Here is a 23,227-nt window from a genome sequence, read left to right as displayed (position 1 = left end):
AGTTTGCTGATTCACAAATACCATCACATACCCGATTCGCTGGAATGCCACCCAAAGGGCATCCTGGCTACAGAATTTCTTGACGACCATAGAGCATTGGAACCACCTGATCCCATCCCGAACTCAGTAGTGAAACGATGCATCGCCGATGGTAGTGTGGGGTTTCCCCATGTGAGAGTAGGTCATCGTCAAGATTAAATTCCGAAACCCCCATCTGCGAAGGCAGGTGGGGGTTTTGTCTTTTCTGGCGTTCAAGAATATTTCCGGCAACCCCGTAGCAGCGGCCGCAGGCCGCGTCCGAAGCCCCCGCGCACCGACCGGGCACTCTGCAAACCTTGGACGCCGCCTTCGGCAGCTGCTACGGGGGATGAGTTTTTTGCGGGCATTTTCCTTCTGACTGTCCTGCCATGCCTCCTTTACGCTGCTGCCTCACATGGACGTTATGCAAGGAGCGACATCATGGGGTTCAAGCATCAACCGGAATTGAGCTTTACTGCCGAATTATTGTGGCAAGCTTCGGCTGCCGATTCGGAATATGTCTTCGTTACTAACGCACAAATGGACCCAGCCTACGACAAGGGCTGGTTGTGGACCGGCGAGCCTGGAACGCCAGCGCCTAGAGATTCAAAATTTACCTACGGTTTCAATTGCTACCACAGTGACAGCGGCTTCTACTATGAGGTCATTGCCTGGCACCGTAATAATTTCCCCTATCGCAATGCCGGCCGCCTCGACTCCAGCCGCAATGGCTACCTGGGTTTGTATCCTTTGTCACCGCATTGGCTGAACGCACTAACGTCGTTCGGTGACTTCAGCAGGCAGCTACAGGACTACCTGGTGCCACCGCTGTGGAGCTTGAAGGGATTGAACCCGACAACGCTAAGAGTGGGCGATGTGGAATGGAACATTAAAATCGTCGATCTCCCCGGGCGCGAGGTTAATTTGCTGACGGAAAAGGACAAGTATCACCTGAACGTCCAGTCCGGCAGGGCTGCGCAGTTTGGCCTGCGGATACTGAGTATCGGAGGTAAATAGCCGAGCCTCAGGCTGGTGGCTGTTTCTATGCAACAGCCACCAGCATGGCTATCATGCCTGCCTCATTGTGAGGCGAATCTGGCATGTTGACGTTGTTGAATCTCTTGAAGGATGGTCGCTTCCATTCCGGGCAAGACTTGGGAGCCGCCCTGGGTATCAGCCGCAGCGCTGTCTGGAAGCAGCTGCAGCACCTGGAGGCCGAGCTCAATCTCCCTATCCACAAGGTCCGAGGCCGCGGTTATCAGTTGGCTGCGCCCTTGGCGTTGCTGGAGGCGGAAGCCATAGACGCCTATGCAGGCGCCCCAGGCTGGCCGACCTCGATCTTTGATTCCATTGATTCCACCAACGCCGAGGCGCTACGGGCCATCGCCAGGGGGGAGAGTGCGCCTTTCCTTGTGCTGGCTGAACGGCAGTCGGCAGGGCGGGGGCGTCGTGGGCGCGCTTGGGTCAGCCCGTTCGCAGAAAACCTCTATTACAGCCTGGTGCTGCGCATCGATGGCGGCCTGCGCCAGCTCGAAGGTTTGAGCCTGGTCGTGGGTGTGGCGGTGATGCAGGCCCTGCGTGAGCTGGGAATCGCCAAGGCCGGGCTGAAATGGCCCAATGACCTGTTGGTGGACCAGCGCAAAATAGCTGGCATTCTTCTGGAGCTGGTGGGCGACCCTGCCGATGTCTGCCATGTGGTGCTGGGCATTGGCATCAATGTGAACATGCAGGCAACCGATGCAGTCGATCAGCAGTGGACCTCCATGCAGCTGGAGGCCGGCAAGGCCATTGATCGTAATCAGCTGGTGGCCATCCTCAACCAGCGCCTGGAGCAATACCTGGCCTTGCATCGCGAGCAGGGTTTCGCAGCCATCCAGGCGCTATGGGAGGCAAATCACGTCTGGCAAGGGCGCGCGGTGTCGCTGATCGCCGGCGTCAACCAGATAGACGGCGTGGTATTGGGCATCGACCACCAGGGCGCATTGCGCCTCGAGGTTGATGGCGTGGAAAAAAGCTTTAGCGGTGGTGAGCTCAGCCTGAGGTTGCGCAATGATTCTTGAGCTGGACTGTGGTAACAGTTTCATCAAATGGCGAGTCATCGCGGGTGAGGGCGGTGCGCGCCTTGCCGGTGGCGTCGTGGACGCCGACCAGGTACTGGTCGAGGCGGTGAAGTCGATCGATGGCCTGCAGCTGCTGCATTGTCGCCTGGTGAGTGTTCGCAACGAAGACGAGACCAGTCGCCTGATGGCGCTGCTGGCCAGTGAGTTTTCCGTACAGCCTGTCTGTGCGCGTCCTGCGCAAACATTGGTGGGGGTGCGCAACGGTTACCAGGAGTTCGAACGCCTGGGGCTCGACCGTTGGGTGGCCCTGGTAGCGGGTTATAAACTGGCAGGGCGCGCGTGTGTGGTCATCGACCTGGGCACTGCCGTCACTTCCGACTTCGTCGCCCCGGATGGCGAGCACCTGGGTGGGTTCATCTGCCCGGGCATGCCGCTGATGCGCGGGCAGCTGCGCACCCATACCCGCAAGATTCGCTATGACGACCAATCCGCCGAGCGCGCCCACGGCAGCCTGGCGCCCGGGCGCAATACGGTAGAGGCAGTGGAGCGTGGTTGCACACAGATGATGCGCGGCTTCGTGCTCACCCAGGTCGAGCAGGCAGCGCAGCTGTGGGGTGATGACTTCACGCTGTATCTCACAGGTGGCGATGCCGAGCTGGTAAAGGATACAGTGCCAGGTGCCAGCGTCATTCCTGATCTTGTCTTCGTTGGCCTGGCCATCGCTTGTCCGGTGGCCTGAGGTGATTATGCGCTGGTTATTTCTCCTGCTGCTGGTACTCAACGTTTTCTACTTTGTATGGCACCAGCAGGAAGCGCCGCTGAGGCCCAAGGAAGTGACCTCGCTGTCGCTCTACAAGGGCTCCCAGCAGGATATTCGCCTGCTGAGTGAGTCCGATGACGCACGTGCACGTGCTGCGGCTGCAGCCAAGCCGCCGGCGCGTGATGAAAACTGCCTGTACCTGGGCGGCTTTTCGCGGCCTGAACAGCTGGCGCCTATCGAGCAACGCCTCACCAGCCTGGATATTTCCGCTCGCGCGGTGCCGGTTGGCAGCCCCGAAGGTGTTTTTCACTGGCTGCGAATTGCGCCCGAAAGCCGGCGTTTGCTGGACGAAACCCTGCTCCAGAGACTTTCCAATGATTTCAAAGACTTAAAACAGAAAATAATGTTGTGTGAGGGGTTGCAAGGTTCTTGAATCCTGCATAGAATGGCGCCCGCTCCACAGCGATAAGCGGAAACGCTCAAGGTGTGAAGCGACTGTCAAACTAAGCTAACTTTCAGATTTAATTGAAAAAAACGCTTGACAGAAGGACGGCAGAGGTTGATAATGCCGCCCACGCTCAGGAGGGGTTCCCGAGCGGCCAAAGGGATCAGACTGTAAATCTGACGTCTCAGACTTCGAAGGTTCGAATCCTTCCCCCTCCACCAATTTAGCGTGAGCAGCAAGCTCCGCGGGTATAGTTTAGTGGTAGAACCTCAGCCTTCCAAGCTGATGATGCGGGTTCGATTCCCGCTACCCGCTCCAAGTTTGCTGGTTGTGCAAAGTGTTTCGCTCTTGTAGCTCAGTTGGTAGAGCACACCCTTGGTAAGGGTGAGGTCAGCGGTTCAAATCCGCTCAAGAGCTCCATTACACAGGCAGATATGAAAATATCTGCCTTTGTTTTATAAGTGGTTGTAATCGCTTATTCGGTCCGGCATACTGGTCGGCCTGATTATGTTTCTAGGTCAGTAGCTCAATTGGCAGAGCGACGGTCTCCAAAACCGTAGGTTGGGGGTTCGATTCCCTCCTGACCTGCCAGCTTCACTCGGTGATGTCTGGCTTTCTTTTCACAGGATCCTCCTAGATGACCCCTAAGGCTGAAGCCCAAGACTCTCGCTTTGATCTGCTCAAGTGGCTGGTTGTTGTCGCTTTGGTGGTGGTTGGCGTGGTTGGTAATCAGTATTACCACGCATCTCCGATCCTGTACCGGGTGCTTGCACTGCTCGTCATTGCTGGTGTAGCTGCGTTCACCGCGCTGCAGACCGCCAAAGGCAAGTCGTTCTTCGTCCTGGCAAAGGAAGCTCGTACCGAAATCCGTAAAGTCGTATGGCCAACTCGCCAAGAGACCACGCAGACCACGCTGATCGTAGTGGCGGTCGTACTGGTCATGGCGTTGCTGTTGTGGGGTCTTGATTCCCTGCTCGGCTGGCTTGTTTCCTTGATCGTCGGCTAAGGGTGTCCCGTGGCTAAGCGTTGGTACGTTGTGCATGCCTACTCGGGTTACGAGAAGCATGTTATGCGCTCTTTGATCGAGCGTGTAAAGCTGGCTGGCATGGAAGACGGTTTTGGCGAAATTCTGGTCCCCACTGAAGAAGTGGTAGAAATGCGCAATGGCCAGAAGCGCAAAAGCGAACGTAAGTTCTTCCCAGGCTATGTGCTGGTCCAGATGGAAATGAACGAGGGTACTTGGCACTTGGTCAAGGACACTCCTCGCGTGATGGGCTTCATCGGCGGTACCGCTGACAAGCCTGCACCAATCACCGACAAGGAAGCTGAAGCTATCCTTCGTCGCGTCGCTGACGGCAGCGACAAGCCAAAGCCCAAGACTCTGTTCGAGCCGGGCGAGGTTGTTCGCGTTACCGATGGTCCGTTCGCGGATTTCAACGGTACCGTCGAAGAGGTCAACTACGAAAAGAGCCGGATCCAAGTGGCTGTGCTCATTTTCGGACGCTCTACTCCGGTAGAGCTCGAGTTCAGTCAGGTCGAAAAGGTCTGATTGAAGGCATATCCCATGCCCCGCAGGCGTAAGCTGCGGGGTTTTGTCGTCTCTGGGATAAAACGCAAGCAACCGGGGAGCCTGAATTGGCGTTCGTACCCGATATTGGAGTAGCTCATGGCTAAGAAGATCACGGCTTACATCAAGCTGCAAGTAAAGGCCGGCCAGGCCAACCCTAGCCCGCCCGTCGGCCCGGCTCTGGGTCAACATGGCGTGAACATCATGGAATTCTGCAAGGCCTTCAACGCCCGTACTCAGGGTCAAGAAGTCGGCTTGCCAACTCCAGTTATCATCACTGTCTACAGTGACCGTAGCTTCACCTTCGAAACCAAAAGCACCCCAGCTTCGGTTCTGCTGAAGAAAGCTGCTGGCCTGACCAGCGGTTCCGCACGTCCGAACACCGTTAAAGTCGGTACCGTGACCCGTGCTCAGCTGGAAGAAATCGCCAAGGTCAAAAATGCTGACCTGACCGCTGCCGACATGGACGCCGCCGTGCGCACCATCGCTGGCTCGGCTCGCAGCATGGGCCTCAACGTGGAGGGTGTGTAATGGCTAAGCTGACCAAGCGCCAAAAGGCTATTGCTTCCAAAATCGAAGCTGGCAAAGTCTACAACTTCGAAGAAGCCGCCGCTCTGCTGGCTGAGCTGTCGACCGTCAAGTTCAGCGAGTCGTTCGACGTCGCCGTGAACCTGGGCGTTGACCCACGTAAATCCGACCAGGTCGTACGTAGCGCTACCGTGCTGCCACACGGCACTGGCAAGACCGTACGTGTTGCTGTCTTCACCCAAGGTCCAGCTGCTGAAGCTGCCCTGGCTGCAGGCGCAGACCGCGTTGGCATGGACGATCTGGCTGCCGAAATGAAAGGCGGCGACCTGAACTATGACGTAGTCATCGCATCGCCTGATGCCATGCGCGTTGTAGGTCAACTGGGTCAGATCCTGGGTCCACGTGGCCTGATGCCTAACCCGAAAGTCGGTACCGTGACTCCAGACGTAGCCACCGCGGTTAAAAACGCCAAGGCTGGTCAGGTTCGCTACCGCACCGACAAAAACGGCATCATCCACACCTCCGTTGGCAAGGTTGGCTTCGAAGCCACCAAGCTGAAGGAAAACGTTGAAGCCCTGATCGCTGATCTGAAGCGTATCAAGCCAGCTTCCTCGAAAGGTATCTACGTCAAGCGCGTTACCCTGAGCACCACCATGGGCCCAGGTCTGGTCATCGACCAGGGTTCCCTGACCGCTTAAGACGTAAAGCAGGGGTGAGCGATCACCCCTGTTGAAAAAATTGGGGTCCCTGCTTTGCGGGGGCTATCCAAGACCGTAGGCGACGCAAGTCTTAAACCACAAGCCTACGCAGATGGTGCTCCCGGTTCCTTTTTGGAACTAGACACCAAAACGACATCCGGCCCAGGCCAGATGAAACGGTAACAAGCAGGAGTTAAACCCGTGGCAATTAAACTCGAAGACAAGAAGGCCATCGTCGCTGAAGTCAACGAGGCTGCCAAAGGTGCCCTGTCCGCTGTCGTGGCTGATGCCCGTGGTGTGACTGTAGGCGCTATGACCGGACTCCGTAAAGAGGCCCGCGAAGCTGGCGTATACGTACGTGTCGTACGTAACACCCTGCTCAAGCGCGCTGTTGAAGGCACCGATTACTCGATCCTCAACGACGTGTTCAAAGGCCCGACCTTGATCGCTTTCTCCAAAGAACATCCGGGCGCTGCTGCTCGTATCTTCAAAGAGTTCGCTAAAGGTCAGGACAAGTTCGAGATCAAGGCAGCTGCGTTCGAGGGCAAGTTCCTCGCAGCTAATCAGATCGACGTGCTGGCAACGCTGCCGACCCGTGACGAAGCCATTTCCCAGCTGATGAGCGTGATTCAAGGCGCTACCAGCAAACTGGCTCGTACTCTGGCGGCACTGCGCGACCAGAAAGAAGCCGCTGCAGCCTAAGGGCCGCTCGCTTCTCGCGTTTTTTGTTTATTTCGATGGTCGCGTAGGCCGTCCCCCAATTCAGGAAAAGAGTCATGTCCGTTACTCAAGAGCAAATCCTCGAAGCCGTTGGCGCAATGTCCGTAATGGAAGTTGTTGAGCTGATCAAAGCTTTCGAAGAAAAATTCGGTGTTACCGCTGCTGCTGCTTCGGCTGGTCCAGCTGCTGCTGCCGCTGTTGTTGAAGAGCAAACCGAGTTCAACGTTGTTCTGGTTGAAGCTGGCGAGAAGAAGGTCAACGTGATCAAGGCAGTTCGTGAACTGACCGGTCTGGGCCTGAAAGAAGCCAAAGAGAAAGTTGACACCGCTCCTCAGGTCGTTGCTGAAGGCGTTTCGAAAGAAGCCGCTGAAGACGCCAAGAAGAAGCTGGAAGAAGCAGGCGCCAAAGTCGAAGTCAAGTAATTTCGACCTTGCGTCTCCAGCCCGAGCGTCAAGCGAACGGCTGATGGCTGGTGGCTCATGCCACCGGCCTTTTTCCGTTATTGGCTGCTGATCAGGTCAGCGCCTCTAACGTGCTTCAACCACCGATGACGGTGGCGCAAACCAAGGGGTTTGCACGATTTTCTGGCCGCTCCCGTCGGGGGAGGCCAAACAAGCAGGTGACCAAGCTGGGGAACGCTGATGGCTTACTCATACACTGAGAAAAAACGTATCCGCAAGGACTTTAGCAAGTTGCCGGACGTCATGGACGTACCGTACCTCTTGGCTATCCAGCTGGATTCGTATCGCGAATTCTTGCAGGCGGGCGCGACCAAGGACCAGTTCCGTGACGTCGGTCTGCATGCGGCCTTCAAATCCGTTTTCCCGATCATCAGCTACTCCGGCAACGCTGCTCTGGAGTACGTTGGTTATCGCCTGGGCGAACCGGCCTTTGATGTCAAAGAATGCGTATTGCGTGGCGTAACGTACGCCGTACCTTTGCGGGTAAAAGTACGCCTGATCATTTTCGACAAAGAATCGTCGAACAAAGCGATCAAGGACATCAAGGAGCAGGAAGTCTACATGGGGGAAATCCCCCTGATGACCGAAAACGGTACCTTCGTAATCAACGGTACCGAGCGCGTTATCGTCTCCCAGTTGCACCGTTCGCCAGGTGTGTTCTTCGACCACGACCGTGGCAAGACTCACAGCTCCGGCAAACTGTTGTACTCGGCCCGCATCATTCCTTACCGCGGCTCGTGGCTGGACTTCGAATTCGACCCGAAAGACTGTGTATTCGTCCGGATCGACCGTCGTCGCAAGCTGCCTGCGTCGGTACTGCTGCGCGCACTGGGCTACAGCACCGAGGAAGTCCTCGATGCCTTCTACACCACCAACGTATTCCACGTGCAGGGCGAAAAGCTCAGCCTGGAACTGGTGCCTCAGCGCCTGCGTGGTGAAATCGCTGTCCTGGACATCCTCGATGGTACCGGCAAGGTCATCGTCGAACAGGGCCGTCGTATCACTGCCCGTCACATCAACCAGTTGGAAAAGGCCGGCATCAAAGAGCTGGAAGTTCCGCTGGACTACGTGCTGGGTCGCACTACCGCCAAGGCCATCGTTCACCCGGCAACCGGTGAAATCCTTTGCGAGTGCAACACTGAACTGAGCACCGAGCTGCTGGTGAAGATCGCCAAGGCCCAGGTCGTCCGTATCGAGACGTTGTACACCAACGACATCGACTGCGGTCCGTTCATCTCCGACACGCTGAAGATCGACTCCACCGCCAACCAACTGGAAGCGCTGGTCGAGATCTACCGCATGATGCGTCCTGGCGAGCCGCCAACCAAGGATGCTGCCGAGACCCTGTTCAACAACCTGTTCTTCAGCCCAGAGCGCTACGACCTGTCTGCTGTAGGTCGCATGAAGTTCAACCGTCGTATCGGTCGTACCGAGATCGAAGGTTCGGGCGTGCTGAGCAAGGAAGACATCGTTGCCGTACTGAAGACCCTGGTCGACATCCGTAACGGCAAGGGCATCGTCGACGACATCGACCACCTGGGTAACCGTCGTGTTCGCTGCGTAGGCGAAATGGCCGAGAACCAGTTCCGTGTTGGCCTGGTGCGCGTTGAGCGTGCGGTCAAGGAACGCCTGTCGATGGCCGAAAGCGAAGGCCTGATGCCTCAGGACCTGATCAACGCCAAGCCGGTAGCGGCCGCGGTGAAAGAGTTCTTCGGTTCCAGCCAGCTGTCGCAGTTCATGGACCAGAACAACCCGCTGTCGGAAATTACCCACAAGCGTCGTGTCTCCGCACTCGGCCCAGGTGGTCTGACCCGTGAGCGCGCAGGCTTCGAAGTCCGTGACGTACACCCGACTCACTACGGTCGCGTGTGCCCGATCGAGACCCCTGAAGGTCCGAACATCGGCCTGATCAACTCCCTGGCTGCATACGCTCGCACCAACCAGTACGGCTTCCTGGAAAGCCCGTACCGCGTTGTTAAAGAGGGTGTGGTCACCGACGAGATCGTGTTCCTGTCCGCCATCGAAGAAGCCGATCACGTGATCGCGCAGGCTTCGGCGACCATGAACGAGAACAAGGTCCTGATCGACGAACTGGTAGCCGTACGTCACCTGAACGAATTCACCGTGAAGGCGCCTGAAGACGTTACCCTGATGGACGTTTCGCCCAAGCAGGTAGTCTCGGTCGCAGCCTCGCTGATTCCGTTCCTGGAGCACGACGACGCCAACCGTGCGTTGATGGGTTCCAACATGCAGCGTCAGGCTGTACCGACCCTGCGCGCCGACAAGCCGCTGGTAGGTACCGGCATGGAGCGCAACGTTGCCCGTGACTCCGGCGTTTGCGTCGTGGCCCGTCGTGGCGGCGTGATCGACTCCGTCGATGCCAGCCGTATCGTTGTTCGCGTGGCAGACGATGAAGTCGAGCCAGGCGAAGCCGGTGTAGACATCTACAACCTGACCAAATACACCCGTTCGAACCAGAACACCTGCATCAACCAGCGTCCGCTGGTGAGCAAGGGTGACCGCGTTCAGCGCAGCGACATCATGGCCGACGGCCCGTCCACCGACATGGGTGAACTGGCACTGGGTCAGAACATGCGCATCGCGTTCATGGCCTGGAACGGTTTCAACTTCGAAGACTCCATCTGTCTGTCGGAGCGTGTGGTTCAGGAAGACCGCTTCACCACGATCCACATCCAGGAACTGACCTGTGTGGCCCGTGACACCAAGCTTGGCCCAGAGGAAATCACCGCTGACATCCCGAACGTGGGTGAAGCAGCGCTGAACAAGCTGGACGAAGCCGGTATCGTCTACGTGGGTGCCGAAGTCGGCGCCGGCGACATCCTGGTCGGCAAGGTCACTCCGAAAGGCGAGACCCAACTGACTCCGGAAGAAAAACTGCTGCGCGCCATCTTCGGTGAGAAAGCCAGCGACGTTAAGGACACCTCCCTGCGCGTGCCTACCGGCACCAAGGGTACTGTCATCGACGTACAGGTCTTCACCCGTGACGGCGTTGAGCGTGACGCTCGTGCGCTGTCGATCGAGAAGAGCCAGCTGGACGAGATCCGCAAGGACCTCAACGAAGAGTTCCGTATCGTCGAAGGCGCAACCTTCGAGCGTCTGCGTCAGGCCCTGGTTGGCCAGATCGTCGATGGTGGTGCCGGCCTGAAGAAAGGTCTGGAAATCACCAACGAAGTCCTGGACGGTCTGGAGCACGGCCAGTGGTTCAAACTGCGCATGGCCGAAGACGCCCTCAACGAGCAGCTGGAGCGTGCCCAGCAGTACATCGTTGATCGCCGTCGCCTGCTGGACGACAAGTTCGAAGACAAGAAGCGCAAACTGCAGCAAGGCGATGACCTGGCTCCAGGCGTGCTGAAAATCGTCAAGGTTTACCTGGCAATCCGTCGCCGCATCCAGCCGGGCGACAAGATGGCCGGTCGTCACGGTAACAAAGGTGTGGTCTCCGTGATCATGCCGGTTGAAGACATGCCGCACGATGCCAACGGCACGCCTGTGGACGTGGTCCTCAACCCGCTGGGCGTACCTTCGCGTATGAACGTCGGTCAGATCCTGGAAACCCACCTGGGCCTCGCGGCCAAGGGCCTGGGCGAAAAGATCAACCGCATGCTCGAAGAGCAGCGTAAAGTCATCGAACTGCGCAAGTTCCTCACCGAGATCTACAACGAGATCGGTGGCCGCCAAGAGAACCTGGAAAGCTTCAGCGACCAGGAAATCCTGGACCTGGCGAAGAACCTGCGTGGCGGCGTGCCTATGGCCACCCCGGTATTCGACGGTGCCAAGGAAAGCGAAATCAAGGCCATGCTGAAACTGGCAGACCTGCCAGAAAGCGGCCAGATGCAGCTGTTCGACGGCCGTACCGGCAACAAGTTCGAGCGTCACGTTACTGTTGGCTACATGTACATGCTGAAACTGAACCACTTGGTGGACGACAAGATGCACGCGCGTTCCACTGGTTCCTACAGCCTGGTTACCCAGCAGCCGCTGGGTGGTAAGGCTCAGTTCGGTGGTCAGCGTTTCGGGGAGATGGAGGTCTGGGCACTGGAAGCTTACGGTGCTGCCTACACCCTGCAAGAAATGCTCACAGTGAAGTCGGACGATGTGAACGGTCGTACCAAGATGTACAAGAACATCGTGGACGGCGATCACCGTATGGAGCCGGGCATGCCCGAGTCCTTCAACGTGTTGATCAAAGAGATTCGTTCCCTCGGTATCGATATCGATCTGGAAACCGAATAACACGCGACGCGAATCGGGAGCAGGCCCCTAAAGCCTGCTCCCTGCTCCGCCAGGAGGAAAGGCCTTGAAAGACCTACTGAATTTGCTGAAAAACCAGGGTCAAGTCGAAGAGTTTGACGCAATCCGTATCGGGTTGGCGTCGCCTGAGATGATCCGTTCGTGGTCGTTCGGTGAAGTTAAAAAGCCGGAAACCATCAACTACCGTACGTTCAAACCTGAGCGTGACGGCCTGTTCTGCGCCAAGATCTTTGGCCCAGTCAAGGACTACGAGTGCCTGTGCGGTAAGTACAAGCGCCTGAAACACCGTGGTGTGATCTGCGAGAAGTGCGGCGTTGAAGTCGCGCTGGCCAAGGTTCGTCGTGAGCGCATGGCGCACATCGAACTGGCCTCGCCAGTTGCCCACATCTGGTTCCTGAAGTCGCTGCCGTCGCGTATCGGCCTGCTGATGGACATGACCCTGCGTGATATCGAACGCGTGCTCTACTTCGAGAGCTACGTCGTTATCGACCCGGGCATGACTACCCTGGAGAAGGGTCAGCTGCTGAACGACGAGCAATACTTCGAAGCCCTCGAAGAGTTCGGTGACGACTTCGACGCCCGCATGGGTGCCGAGGCTGTCCGCGAGCTGCTGCACGCCATTGACCTGGAACACGAGATCGGCCGCCTGCGCGAAGAGATTCCGCAGACCAACTCGGAAACCAAGATCAAGAAGCTGTCCAAGCGCCTGAAGTTGATGGAAGCCTTCCAGGGTTCCGGCAACCTGCCTGAGTGGATGGTGTTGACCGTTCTGCCGGTTCTGCCGCCAGACCTGCGTCCACTGGTTCCACTGGATGGCGGTCGCTTCGCGACTTCCGACCTCAACGACCTGTATCGTCGAGTGATCAACCGTAACAACCGTCTGAAGCGCCTGCTGGACCTGTCGGCTCCTGACATCATCGTGCGCAACGAAAAGCGCATGCTGCAGGAAGCGGTCGATGCCCTGCTGGACAACGGTCGTCGCGGTCGCGCCATCACCGGTTCGAACAAGCGTCCTCTGAAATCCCTGGCTGACATGATCAAGGGTAAGCAGGGTCGTTTCCGTCAGAACTTGCTCGGTAAGCGCGTTGACTACTCGGGTCGTTCGGTAATTACCGTAGGCCCGACCCTGCGCCTGCACCAGTGCGGTCTTCCAAAGAAGATGGCCCTGGAGCTGTTCAAGCCGTTCATCTTCGGCAAGCTGGAAATGCGTGGTCTGGCGACCACCATCAAGGCCGCCAAGAAGATGGTCGAGCGCGAGCTGCCAGAGGTGTGGGACGTGCTCGCCGAAGTGATTCGCGAACACCCCGTGCTGCTCAACCGTGCACCGACCCTTCACCGTCTGGGTATCCAGGCGTTTGAACCAGTACTGATCGAAGGTAAGGCTATCCAGCTGCACCCTCTGGTCTGTGCCGCGTACAACGCCGACTTCGACGGCGACCAGATGGCGGTCCACGTACCGCTGACCCTGGAAGCCCAGCTCGAAGCCCGTGCGCTGATGATGTCGACCAACAACATCCTGTCGCCAGCCAACGGTGAGCCAATCATCGTTCCTTCGCAGGACGTTGTACTGGGTCTGTACTACATGACCCGTGAAGCGATCAACGCCAAGGGCGAAGGCCGCGTGTTTGCCGACCTGCAGGAAGTCGACCGCGTATTCCGCGCCGGCGAAGCAGCTCTGCACGCAAAAATCAAAGTGCGCATCAACGAGACTGTAAACGATCGTGATGGCGGCAGCGTCAAGAACACCCGTATCGTCGACACCACCGTCGGCCGTGCGCTGCTGTTCCAGGTCGTTCCACCAGGCCTGTCGTTCGACGTCGTCAACACGCCGATGAAGAAGAAGGCGATCTCCAAGCTGATCAACCAGTGCTACCGCGTGGTTGGTCTGAAAGAGACCGTTATCTTCGCTGACCAGTTGATGTACACCGGTTTCGCCTACTCGACGATTTCGGGTGTTTCCATCGGTGTTAACGACTTCGTTATCCCGGATGAGAAAGCTCGCATCATCGGTACCGCGACCGACGAAGTGAAAGAGATCGAAAGCCAATACGCTTCCGGCCTGGTAACCCAGGGCGAGAAGTACAACAAGGTGATCGACCTCTGGTCCAAGGCCAACGACGAAGTTTCCAAGGCGATGATGTCCAACCTCTCGAAAGAGAAGGTCATCGACCGTCACGGCAACGAAGTTGACCAGGAATCCTTCAACTCGATGTACATGATGGCTGACTCCGGTGCCCGGGGTTCGGCAGCTCAGATTCGTCAGCTGGCTGGTATGCGTGGCCTGATGGCCAAGCCGGACGGCTCGATCATCGAGACGCCAATTACCGCGAACTTCCGTGAAGGTCTGAGCGTACTCCAGTACTTCATCTCGACTCACGGTGCTCGTAAGGGTCTGGCGGATACCGCGTTGAAAACCGCTAACTCCGGTTACCTGACTCGTCGTCTGGTAGACGTGGCGCAAGACTTGGTGGTTACCGAGATCGACTGCGGCACCGAGCAGGGTCTGCTGATGACCCCGCACATTGAAGGCGGCGACGTTGTAGAGCCGCTGGGTGAACGTGTACTGGGTCGTGTTATCGCCCGTGACGTGTTCAAGCCAGGCACCGACGAAGTCATCGTCCCTGCCGGCACCCTGGTAGACGAGAAGTGGGTAGAGTTCATCGAACTCAACAGCATCGACGAAGTGATCGTTCGCTCGCCGATCAGCTGTGAAACCCGCTACGGCATCTGCGCCAAGTGCTACGGTCGTGACCTGGCTCGTGGTCACCAGGTGAACATCGGTGAAGCGGTCGGCGTTATCGCTGCCCAGTCCATCGGTGAGCCGGGTACCCAGCTGACCATGCGTACGTTCCACATCGGTGGTGCTGCAAGCCGTACTTCGGCTGCCGACAGCGTCCAGGTGAAGAACGGTGGTGTGGTTCGTCTGCACAACCTGAAACACGTAGAGCGTGCCGACGGCAACCTGGTTGCTGTGTCGCGTTCCGGTGAGCTGGCTATCGCCGACGACTTCGGTCGTGAGCGCGAGCGCTACAAGCTGCCGTACGGTGCCGTGATCTCGGTGAAGGAAGGCGACAAGGTCGACGCTGGTGCCATCGTGGCCAAGTGGGACCCGCACACTCACCCGATCGTTACCGAAATGAAAGGTACCGTGACCTTCGTGGGCATGGAAGAAGGTATTACGATCAAGCGCCAGACCGACGAACTGACCGGTCTGACCAACATCGAAGTACTGGACGTCAAAGACCGTCCTGCAGCTGGTAAAGAAATTCGACCAGCGGTCAAGATGGTGGGTGTCGATGGTAAGGATCTGCTGCTGCCAGGTACCGACGTACCGGCCCAGTACTTCCTGCCGGCCAACGCCCTCGTTGGTGTTGCGGATGGTGTGCAAGTGGGTGTGGGTGACGTTATCGCCCGTATTCCACAAGAAACCTCCAAGACCCGTGACATCACCGGTGGTCTGCCACGCGTTGCCGACCTGTTCGAAGCGCGTCGTCCGAAAGAAGCCTCGATTCTGGCTGAAGTCAGCGGCACCATCGCGTTCGGTAAAGAGACCAAGGGCAAGCGCCGCCTGGTCATTACCCCGAACGACGGCAGCGATCCGTACGAAGAGCTGATTCCGAAGTGGCGTCACCTGAACGTCTTCGAAGGCGAACAAGTGAACCGCGGCGAAGTTATCTCCGACGGTCCTAGCGATCCGCACGACATCCTGCGTCTGCTGGGTGTGAGCGCGCTCGCCAAGTACATCGTCAACGAGATCCAGGACGTTTACCGTCTGCAAGGCGTGAAGATCAACGACAAGCACATCGAGACCATCCTGCGTCAGATGCTGCGCAAGGTCGAGATCGCCGAGTCGGGTTACTCCAGCTTCATCAAGGGCGACCAGATGGAACTGACTCAGGTACTGGGCGAGAACGAGCGCCTGGCATCGGAAGACAAGTTCATCTCCAAGTACACCCGTGTGCTGCTGGGTATCACCAAGGCCTCGCTGTCCACCGAATCGTTCATCTCGGCGGCTTCCTTCCAGGAAACCACCCGCGTACTGACCGAAGCGGCGGTAACCGGCAAGCGCGACTACCTGCGCGGCCTGAAAGAAAACGTGGTCGTGGGTCGTCTGATCCCGGCCGGTACCGGTCTGGCATACCACAGCGAGCGCAAGCGTCGCCGTGATGCTGACAAACCGTTGCGTGTAAGCGCGAGCGAAGTCGAAGCGGCACTGACTGAAGCGCTGAACTCCAGCGGTAACTGAAAAGAGCAGGGCCCCGGCGTCTGCGACTGACGAACCTGGACACACAATGTCCAGGCTCGGCTGGTCGGGGAGGGCGGGGCCTTGCCTTGACTGGGGGCAAGATCCTCTTTAGACTCTTGTACCCCTAAATCTGGCGGGACGTATGTCCTGCCATTTTGCTTTTCTTGCAAGACAATAGCGTCGCAAGACAACAGTGGAGCTAGTAGATGGCAACTATCAACCAGCTGGTACGTCAGCCGCGTAAGCGTATCGTCGAGAAATCCGACGTACCTGCGCTGCAGAACTGCCCGCAACGTCGTGGCGTGTGCACCCGTGTGTACACCACCACGCCGAAAAAACCTAACTCGGCACTGCGTAAAGTATGCCGTGTGCGCCTGACCAACGGTTTCGAGGTTTCCTCGTACATCGGTGGTGAAGGCCACAACCTGCAAGAGCACAGCGTGGTACTGATCCGCGGCGGTCGTGTAAAAGACTTGCCAGGTGTTCGTTACCACACCGTTCGCGGCTCCCTGGATACTTCCGGCGTCAAAGGTCGTAACCAAGGTCGTTCGAAGTACGGTACCAAGCGTCCGAAGTAATGGCCGCTTGCAGCACATTGCAATTATCTATTTTTCTGAGTCGATAAGAGTAAGGTCGGGTCCCGCACCTCAGGGTGGGATGTCCCGAGCTAACCTGAAGACCGTTTGAGGGCTTATCCATGCCAAGAAGACGCGTAGCAGCCAAGCGCGAAGTGCTTGACGATCCAAAATACGGCAGCCAGATCCTGGCCAAGTTCATGAACCACGTGATGGAAAGCGGCAAGAAAGCCGTTGCCGAGCGTATCGTTTATGGCGCGCTGGAAAAGGTTAAAGAACGCAAGAACAGCGACCCACTGGAAATCTTCGAGAAAGCTCTCGACGCCATCGCTCCGCTGGTCGAAGTAAAGTCGCGCCGTGTAGGCGGTGCTACTTACCAGGTTCCGGTCGAAGTTCGCCCTTCCCGTCGTAACGCCCTGGCAATGCGCTGGCTGGTAGACTTCGCGCGCAAGCGCGGTGAGAAGTCCATGGCTCTGCGCTTGGCCGGCGAACTGCTGGACGCTGCCGAAGGCAAAGGTGCTGCAGTTAAGAAGCGTGAAGACGTTCACCGTATGGCTGAAGCCAACAAAGCGTTCTCGCACTACCGCTTCTAAATCCAGCGTCAATTATTTTGCGAGGGCTTTATGGCTCGTACAACTGATATCAAACGCTACCGTAACATCGGTATCGTTGCTCACGTGGACGCGGGTAAAACCACGACCACCGAGCGCGTCCTGTTCTACACAGGCGTAAACCACAAAATGGGCGAGGTGCATGATGGCGCCGCGACCATGGACTGGATGGTGCAAGAGCAGGAGCGGGGTATTACCATTACTTCCGCTGCTACTACCGCCTTCTGGGCTGGTTCGGTCAAGCAGTTCGAGAAGCACCGCTTCAACATCATCGATACCCCCGGCCACGTTGACTTCACCATTGAAGTAGAACGTTCGCTGCGCGTACTCGACGGTGCTGTCGTTGTGTTCTGCGGTACCTCGGGCGTTGAGCCACAGTCGGAAACCGTATGGCGTCAAGCCAACAAATACGGCGTTCCACGTCTGGTTTACGTCAACAAGATGGACCGTCAAGGCGCTAACTTCCTGCGCGTTGTAGGTCAGATCAAGCAGCGCCTGGGTCACACCCCGGTGCCAATCCAGCTGGCAATCGGCGCGGAAGACGAGTTCCAGGGTCAGATCGATCTGATGACCATGGAAGCTGTCTACTGGGATGACGCTGACAAGGGCATGGCCCCTCGTCGCGAAGCTATCCCTGCCGACATGCAGGAACTGGCTGAAGAGTGGCGCAGCAACATGGTTGAGGCTGCCGCCGAAGCCAGCGAAGAGCTGATGAACAAGTACCTGGAAGGCGAAGAGCTGTCGATCGAAGAGATCAAGACTGCCCTGCGTCAGCGTACTATCGCCGGCGAAATCGTTCTGGCCGTTTGCGGTTCCTCGTTCAAGAACAAGGGCGTGCCCCTGGTTCTGGACGCCGTTATCGACTACCTGCCAGCACCTGTCGACATTCCTGCCATCAAGGGTTCCGACCCGGATGACGAGACTGTTGCCATGGAGCGTCATGCAGACGACAGCGAGCCGTTCTCGGCTCTGGCGTTCAAGATCGCTACCGACCCATTCGTGGGTACCCTGACCTTCGCTCGCGTTTACTCGGGCGTGTTGAGCTCCGGCGACGGCGTGATCAACTCGGTCAAGGGCAAGAAAGAGCGCGTGGGTCGTATGGTGCAAATGCACGCAAACACCCGCGAAGAGATCAAGGAAGTACGCGCTGGCGACATCGCGGCCCTGATCGGCATGAAGGACGTCACCACTGGTGACACCCTGTGCTCCGCTGACAAGCCAATCATCCTGGTTCGCATGGACTTCCCGGAGCCGGTTATTTCGGTTGCCGTTGAGCCAAAGACCAAGGATGACCAGGAAAAAATGGGTATCGCACTGGGCAAACTCGCTCAGGAAGACCCTTCTTTCCGCGTCAAGACCGACGAAGAGACTGGTCAAACGATCATCTCGGGTATGGGCGAGTTGCACCTGGACATCCTGGTTGACCGGATGCGCCGTGAGTTCAACGTTGAAGCCAACATCGGTAAACCACAGGTTTCTTACCGTGAGAAGATCACTAAGAACTGTGAGATCGAAGGCAAGTTCGTTCGCCAGTCCGGCGGCCGTGGCCAGTTCGGCCATTGCTGGATCCGTTTTGCTCCGGCAGACGAAGGTCAGGAAGGTCTGGTATTCGTGAACGAAGTAGTGGGCGGTGTGGTTCCTAAGGAATACATCCCTGCTATCCAGAAGGGCATTGAAGAGCAGATGAAGAACGGTGTTGTTGCCGGCTATCCGCTCATCGGCCTGAAGGCGACCGTTTTCGATGGCTCTTACCACGACGTCGACTCCAACGAGATGGCGTTCAAGGTGGCAGCCTCCATGGCGACCAAGCAACTGGCTACCAAAGGTGGCGGTGTTGTTCTTGAGCCGATCATGAAGGTCGAAGTTGTAACACCTGAGGACTACATGGGCGACGTGATGGGTGACCTGAACCGTCGTCGCGGTCTGATCCAGGGTATGGAAGACACGGTTTCCGGCAAAGTTATCCGCGCCGAAGTTCCGCTGGGTGAGATGTTCGGTTATGCGACCGACGTCCGTTCCATGTCTCAGGGTCGCGCGAGCTACTCTATGGAATTCTCCAAATACTCCGAAGCTCCGTCGAACATCGTCGAAGCTATCGTTAAAAAACAAGGCTGATTCAGCCCCTTTAGGCTAGGAGTTCACTGTCGTGGCTAAAGAAAAATTTGATCGTTCCCTACCTCACGTAAACGTTGGCACCATCGGCCACGTTGACCACGGTAAAACCACCCTGACCGCTGCTCTGACTCGCGTCTGCTCCGAAGTTTTCGGTTCGGCCGTTGTTGAGTTCGACAAGATCGACTCGGCTCCAGAAGAAAAAGCTCGTGGTATCACCATCAACACCGCGCACGTCGAGTACAACTCGAACATTCGTCACTACGCTCACGTTGACTGCCCAGGTCACGCTGACTACGTGAAGAACATGATCACCGGTGCTGCCCAGATGGACGGCGCGATCCTGGTTTGCTCGGCCGCCGATGGTCCGATGCCACAAACCCGTGAGCACATCCTGCTGTCCCGTCAGGTAGGCGTTCCGTACATCGTGGTCTTCCTGAACAAGGCTGACCTGGTAGACGACGCTGAGCTGCTGGAACTGGTTGAGATGGAAGTTCGCGACCTGCTGTCCACCTACGACTTCCCAGGCGACGACACCCCGATCATCATCGGTTCGGCTCGTATGGCGCTGGAAGGCAAAGACGACAACGAAATGGGCACCACCGCTGTCAAGAAGCTGGTTGAGACTCTGGACAGCTACATCCCAGAGCCTGAGCGCGCTATCGACAAGCCGTTCCTGATGCCAATCGAAGACGTATTCTCGATCTCGGGTCGTGGTACCGTTGTTACCGGTCGTATCGAGCGTGGTATCGTCCGCGTTCAAGACGCCCTGGAAATCGTTGGTCTGCGTGACACCACCACCACCACCTGCACCGGTGTTGAGATGTTCCGCAAGCTGCTGGACGAAGGTCGTGCTGGCGAGAACTGCGGCGTTCTGCTGCGTGGTACCAAGCGTGACGACGTTGAGCGTGGCCAGGTTCTGGTCAAGCCAGGTTCGGTCAAGCCGCACACCAAGTTCACCGCAGAAGTCTACGTTCTGTCGAAAGAAGAAGGCGGCCGTCACACTCCGTTCTTCAAAGGCTACCGTCCTCAGTTCTACTTCCGTACCACTGACGTAACCGGTAACTGCGAACTGCCAGAAGGCGTTGAAATGGTAATGCCAGGTGATAACATTCAGATGACTGTTACCCTGATCAAGACCATCGCAATGGAAGACGGCCTGCGTTTCGCCATCCGTGAAGGCGGTCGTACCGTCGGCGCTGGCGTCGTAGCCAAGATCATCGAGTAATCGATGAGCTAGGAAAAACCCCCGCTCAGCGGGGGTTTTTTTTATTCGGTTGACACCCAATGGGCCCGTCTATAGAATCACGCCTCCTTTTATCGGGCGTAGTGCGTCCGGTGGGAATAGCAGCCTGGAGTCTGAAATCCAATGCAAAATCAGCAAATCCGTATCAGGTTGAAGGCTTTTGACCATCGCCTGATCGACCAATCCACCCAGGAAATCGTGGAAACCGCGAAACGTACTGGTGCTCAAGTGCGTGGTCCAATTCCACTGCCTACTCGCAAAGAGCGGTTCACCGTTCTGGTCTCCCCGCACGTCAACAAAGACGCGCGTGACCAGTACGAGATCCGTACTCATAAGCGCGTTCTGGACATCGTCCAACCAACGGATAAAACCGTTGATGCGCTGATGAAGCTTGATCTTGCGGCAGGTGTGGAAGTGCAGATCAGCCTCGGCTAAGACTCGGGTCTTAGTCGTGTAACGCTCTGAAATGGGCGGCCATAGCGGGTGAAAGCCCCGTACACTCATGAGGTTTACAACATGACTATTGGTGTAGTCGGTCGTAAATGCGGTATGACCCGTATTTTCACCGAAGAAGGTGTCTCCATTCCGGTCACGGTCATTGAGATCGAGCCGAATCGCGTCACCCAGTTCAAAACTGAAGAAACCGATGGCTATCGTGCAGTGCAAGTCACTGTAGGTGAGCGTCGTGCTTCGCGTGTGACTGCTGCTCAAGCAGGTCACTTCGCTAAAGCGAACGTTGCCGCTGGTCGCGGTGTCTGGGAATTCCGCCTTGAAGAAGGCGAGTACCAGGCTGGCGACTTGATCAATGCTGAAATCTTCGCTGCAGGCCAACTGGTAGACGTTACCGGTCAGTCCAAGGGTAAAGGCTTTGCCGGTACCATCAAGCGTTGGAACTTCCGCGGTCAAGACAACACCCACGGTAACTCCGTTTCCCACCGCGTCCCTGGCTCTATCGGCCAGTGCCAGACTCCTGGTCGTGTATTCAAGGGCAAAAAAATGTCCGGTCATATGGGCGCTGAGCGCGTGACCGTGCAGTCCCTGGAAGTTGTGCGCGTCGACGCTGAACGCAATCTGCTGCTCGTCAAGGGCGCTGTTCCTGGCGCTACCGGCGGCAACCTGGTTGTGCGTCCGGCAGCCAAGGCTCGCGGTTAAGGGGAAGCTGAAATGCAATTAAATGTAAATGACGCTCAAGCGATCGAAGTTTCCGAACTGACTTTCGGCGGCGAGTTCAACGAGACGCTGGTTCACCAAGCAGTCGTGGCCTACATGGCTGGCGGCCGTCAAGGTAGCAAGCAGCAGAAAACCCGTTCCGACGTTTCCGGTGGCGGCAAGCGCCCATGGCGTCAGAAAGGTACTGGCCGTGCTCGTGCCGGTACCATCCGTAGCCCAATCTGGCGCGGCGGCGGTACCACCTTTGCAGCGCGTCCTCAGGACCACTCGCAAAAGCTGAACAAGAAGATGTACCGCGCTGCCCTGCGCTCCATCCTTGCTGAGCTGGTACGTACCGATCGTCTGGTCGTGGTTCAGGACTTCGCTGTTGAAGCTCCAAAAACCAAAGACCTGCTGAACAAGCTGAATGGCATGGGTCTGACTGACGTCCTGATCGTGTCTGACGCTGTTGATCAGAACCTGTACCTGGCTGCTCGCAACCTGCCTCACGTCGACGTACGTGACGTGCAAGGTTCCGATCCAGTTAGTCTGATCGCATACGACAAGGTGTTGATCACCGTGTCGGCCGTGAAGAAATTCGAGGAGCTGCTGGGATGAACCAGGAACGCGTATTTAAAGTTCTGCTTGGCCCGCACGTTTCCGAGAAGGCTACGGTTCTGGCAGACAAAAAAGGTCAGTTCGTTTTCAAGGTTGCTACTGATGCAACCAAGCTGGAAATCAAGAAGGCCGTCGAAAGCCTGTTCAGCGTGAAAGTAGAGCGCGTGACTACCCTGAATGTTCTGGGTAAAACCAAGCGCACTGCTCGCGGTCTGGGCAAGCGTAATGACTGGAAGAAGGCAGTTATCTCCCTTCAGCCAGGCCAAGATCTCGATTTCAGCAGCAGTGCTGAGTAAGGAAGGGGTGCATCATGGCAATCGTTAAATGCAAACCGACTTCCCCTGGCCGCCGTTTTGTGGTCAAGGTGGTCAACCAGGAGCTGCACAAAGGCGCTCCTCACGCACCGCTGCTCGAGAAAAAATCGAAGTCTGGTGGTCGTAACAACAATGGCCGCATCACTACTCGTCACGTAGGTGGTGGTCACAAGCAGCATTACCGTCTGGTCGACTTCCGTCGCAACGACAAGGATGGCATCGCTGCCACCGTCGAGCGTATCGAATACGATCCAAACCGTACTGCTCACATCGCGCTGCTGCTGTACGCAGACGGCGAGCGCCGCTACATCATCGCCCCTAAAGGCGTGAGTGCTGGCGACCAGCTGATCGCAGGCGCTCTGGCTCCAATCAAGCCAGGCAACTCCCTGCAACTGCGCAACATCCCAGTAGGTAGCACCGTTCACGGCATCGAACTGAAGCCGGGCAAAGGTGCTCAAATCGCTCGTTCCGCTGGTGCTTCGGCTCAGCTGATCGCTCGCGAAGGTGTCTACGTGACCCTGCGTCTGCGCTCTGGTGAAATGCGTAAAGTACTGGCTGAGTGCCGTGCGACCCTGGGCGAAGTCTCGAACTCCGAGCACAGCCTGCGTTCGCTGGGTAAAGCTGGTGCCAAACGCTGGCGTGGCGTTCGCCCAACCGTTCGTGGTGTTGCCATGAACCCGGTTGACCACCCGCATGGTGGTGGTGAAGGTCGTACCTCCGGTGGTCGTCATCCGGTATCGCCATGGGGCTTCCCGACTAAGGGTGCTAAGACTCGTGGTAATAAGCGTACCGACAAAATGATCGTCCGTCGTCGCAAGTAAATAGAG

General features: G+C 57.2%; 21 protein-coding genes, 4 tRNA genes and 1 rRNA gene. All 26 read left to right on the top strand.

Features of this window, described 5'->3' with window-relative positions:
- Positions 1-78 precede the first annotated feature (78 nt).
- The 26 genes from rrf to rplB all read left to right on the top strand — a co-directional run bounded on the left by rrf (position 79) and on the right by rplB (position 23,221).
- Positions 79-194, top strand: a 5S ribosomal RNA gene (gene rrf, locus AC0Z2B_RS26665).
- A gap of 265 nt (positions 195-459) precedes the next feature.
- Complete coding sequence (locus AC0Z2B_RS26660; RefSeq protein WP_476300620.1) at positions 460-1,035, top strand: hypothetical protein; 576 nt, start codon at positions 460-462, stop codon at positions 1,033-1,035.
- 83 nt (positions 1,036-1,118) lie between these two features.
- Positions 1,119-2,078: a bifunctional biotin--[acetyl-CoA-carboxylase] ligase/biotin operon repressor BirA gene (gene birA / locus AC0Z2B_RS26655; RefSeq protein ID WP_476300618.1), complete on the top strand. Its 960-nt coding sequence runs from the start codon at positions 1,119-1,121 to the stop codon at positions 2,076-2,078.
- A complete protein-coding gene (locus AC0Z2B_RS26650) occupies positions 2,068-2,817 on the top strand; it encodes a pantothenate kinase (RefSeq protein ID WP_476300616.1) in 750 nt (249 codons plus the stop codon). The genes birA and AC0Z2B_RS26650 overlap by 11 nt, the downstream gene beginning before the upstream one ends.
- A gap of 7 nt (positions 2,818-2,824) precedes the next feature.
- Positions 2,825-3,271, top strand: coding sequence for a hypothetical protein (locus tag AC0Z2B_RS26645; RefSeq protein ID WP_416427129.1), 447 nt, complete (start codon positions 2,825-2,827; stop codon positions 3,269-3,271).
- A gap of 148 nt (positions 3,272-3,419) precedes the next feature.
- Positions 3,420-3,504 (top strand) — tRNA-Tyr (locus tag AC0Z2B_RS26640).
- Between the two features lie 23 nt (positions 3,505-3,527).
- Positions 3,528-3,601, top strand: a tRNA-Gly gene (locus AC0Z2B_RS26635).
- Between the two features lie 26 nt (positions 3,602-3,627).
- A tRNA-Thr gene (locus AC0Z2B_RS26630) sits at positions 3,628-3,703 on the top strand.
- A 95-nt stretch (positions 3,704-3,798) separates the two neighbouring features.
- Positions 3,799-3,874, top strand: a tRNA-Trp gene (locus AC0Z2B_RS26625).
- 46 nt (positions 3,875-3,920) lie between these two features.
- A complete protein-coding gene (secE, locus tag AC0Z2B_RS26620) occupies positions 3,921-4,289 on the top strand; it encodes a preprotein translocase subunit SecE (RefSeq protein WP_027981997.1) in 369 nt (122 codons plus the stop codon).
- A 9-nt stretch (positions 4,290-4,298) separates the two neighbouring features.
- Positions 4,299-4,832 carry a transcription termination/antitermination protein NusG gene (gene nusG, locus AC0Z2B_RS26615; protein ID WP_108240418.1) on the top strand — a complete coding sequence of 178 codons (534 nt, stop codon included), beginning with the start codon at positions 4,299-4,301 and terminating at the stop codon, positions 4,830-4,832.
- A 117-nt stretch (positions 4,833-4,949) separates the two neighbouring features.
- Positions 4,950-5,381: a 50S ribosomal protein L11 gene (gene rplK / locus AC0Z2B_RS26610; RefSeq protein ID WP_416427128.1), complete on the top strand. Its 432-nt coding sequence runs from the start codon at positions 4,950-4,952 to the stop codon at positions 5,379-5,381.
- Complete coding sequence (gene rplA, locus AC0Z2B_RS26605) at positions 5,381-6,076, top strand: 50S ribosomal protein L1 (RefSeq protein ID WP_416427127.1); 696 nt, start codon at positions 5,381-5,383, stop codon at positions 6,074-6,076. The genes rplK and rplA overlap by 1 nt, the downstream gene beginning before the upstream one ends.
- 201 nt (positions 6,077-6,277) lie before the next feature.
- Positions 6,278-6,778 (top strand): 50S ribosomal protein L10, encoded by a 501-nt coding sequence (rplJ, locus tag AC0Z2B_RS26600; RefSeq protein ID WP_416427126.1) that lies wholly within the window; start codon positions 6,278-6,280, stop codon positions 6,776-6,778.
- Positions 6,779-6,852: 74 nt separating this feature from the next.
- On the top strand, positions 6,853-7,218 hold the full coding sequence (gene rplL, locus AC0Z2B_RS26595; protein WP_027982001.1) for a 50S ribosomal protein L7/L12: 366 nt from the start codon (positions 6,853-6,855) through the stop codon (positions 7,216-7,218).
- Positions 7,219-7,437: 219 nt separating this feature from the next.
- Positions 7,438-11,511, top strand: a complete 4,074-nt coding sequence (rpoB, locus tag AC0Z2B_RS26590) for a DNA-directed RNA polymerase subunit beta (RefSeq protein ID WP_416427124.1) — start codon at positions 7,438-7,440, stop codon at positions 11,509-11,511.
- A gap of 64 nt (positions 11,512-11,575) precedes the next feature.
- Positions 11,576-15,775, top strand: a complete 4,200-nt coding sequence (gene rpoC, locus AC0Z2B_RS26585; RefSeq protein ID WP_476300613.1) for a DNA-directed RNA polymerase subunit beta' — start codon at positions 11,576-11,578, stop codon at positions 15,773-15,775.
- 206 nt (positions 15,776-15,981) lie between these two features.
- Positions 15,982-16,353, top strand: coding sequence for a 30S ribosomal protein S12 (gene rpsL, locus AC0Z2B_RS26580; protein WP_003186084.1), 372 nt, complete (start codon positions 15,982-15,984; stop codon positions 16,351-16,353).
- A 119-nt stretch (positions 16,354-16,472) separates the two neighbouring features.
- On the top strand, positions 16,473-16,943 hold the full coding sequence (gene rpsG / locus AC0Z2B_RS26575; RefSeq protein ID WP_002555493.1) for a 30S ribosomal protein S7: 471 nt from the start codon (positions 16,473-16,475) through the stop codon (positions 16,941-16,943).
- A gap of 30 nt (positions 16,944-16,973) precedes the next feature.
- The gene (fusA, locus tag AC0Z2B_RS26570; RefSeq protein WP_416427123.1) at positions 16,974-19,076 is read left to right on the top strand and encodes an elongation factor G; all 2,103 of its coding nucleotides are present in this window, start codon (positions 16,974-16,976) and stop codon (positions 19,074-19,076) included.
- A gap of 31 nt (positions 19,077-19,107) precedes the next feature.
- A complete protein-coding gene (gene tuf, locus AC0Z2B_RS26565; RefSeq protein WP_010220303.1) occupies positions 19,108-20,301 on the top strand; it encodes an elongation factor Tu in 1,194 nt (397 codons plus the stop codon).
- A 141-nt stretch (positions 20,302-20,442) separates the two neighbouring features.
- Positions 20,443-20,754, top strand: coding sequence for a 30S ribosomal protein S10 (rpsJ, locus tag AC0Z2B_RS26560; protein WP_003186070.1), 312 nt, complete (start codon positions 20,443-20,445; stop codon positions 20,752-20,754).
- Between the two features lie 81 nt (positions 20,755-20,835).
- Positions 20,836-21,471, top strand: a complete 636-nt coding sequence (gene rplC, locus AC0Z2B_RS26555; protein WP_007924205.1) for a 50S ribosomal protein L3 — start codon at positions 20,836-20,838, stop codon at positions 21,469-21,471.
- Between the two features lie 12 nt (positions 21,472-21,483).
- Entirely contained in the window at positions 21,484-22,086 is a 603-nt protein-coding gene (gene rplD, locus AC0Z2B_RS26550; RefSeq protein ID WP_008374167.1) for a 50S ribosomal protein L4, read from the top strand.
- Complete coding sequence (gene rplW / locus AC0Z2B_RS26545; RefSeq protein ID WP_008374165.1) at positions 22,083-22,382, top strand: 50S ribosomal protein L23; 300 nt, start codon at positions 22,083-22,085, stop codon at positions 22,380-22,382. Before rplD ends, rplW begins: the two co-directional genes overlap by 4 nt.
- A gap of 14 nt (positions 22,383-22,396) precedes the next feature.
- Positions 22,397-23,221, top strand: a complete 825-nt coding sequence (rplB, locus tag AC0Z2B_RS26540) for a 50S ribosomal protein L2 (RefSeq protein WP_416427122.1) — start codon at positions 22,397-22,399, stop codon at positions 23,219-23,221.
- Positions 23,222-23,227: the final 6 nt, after the last annotated feature.

This window comes from Pseudomonas sp. GYB4201 (assembly GCF_056312595.1).
Note: the sequence above shows the minus strand (reverse complement) of the source record. Positions and strands in the feature narration are given on the sequence as shown.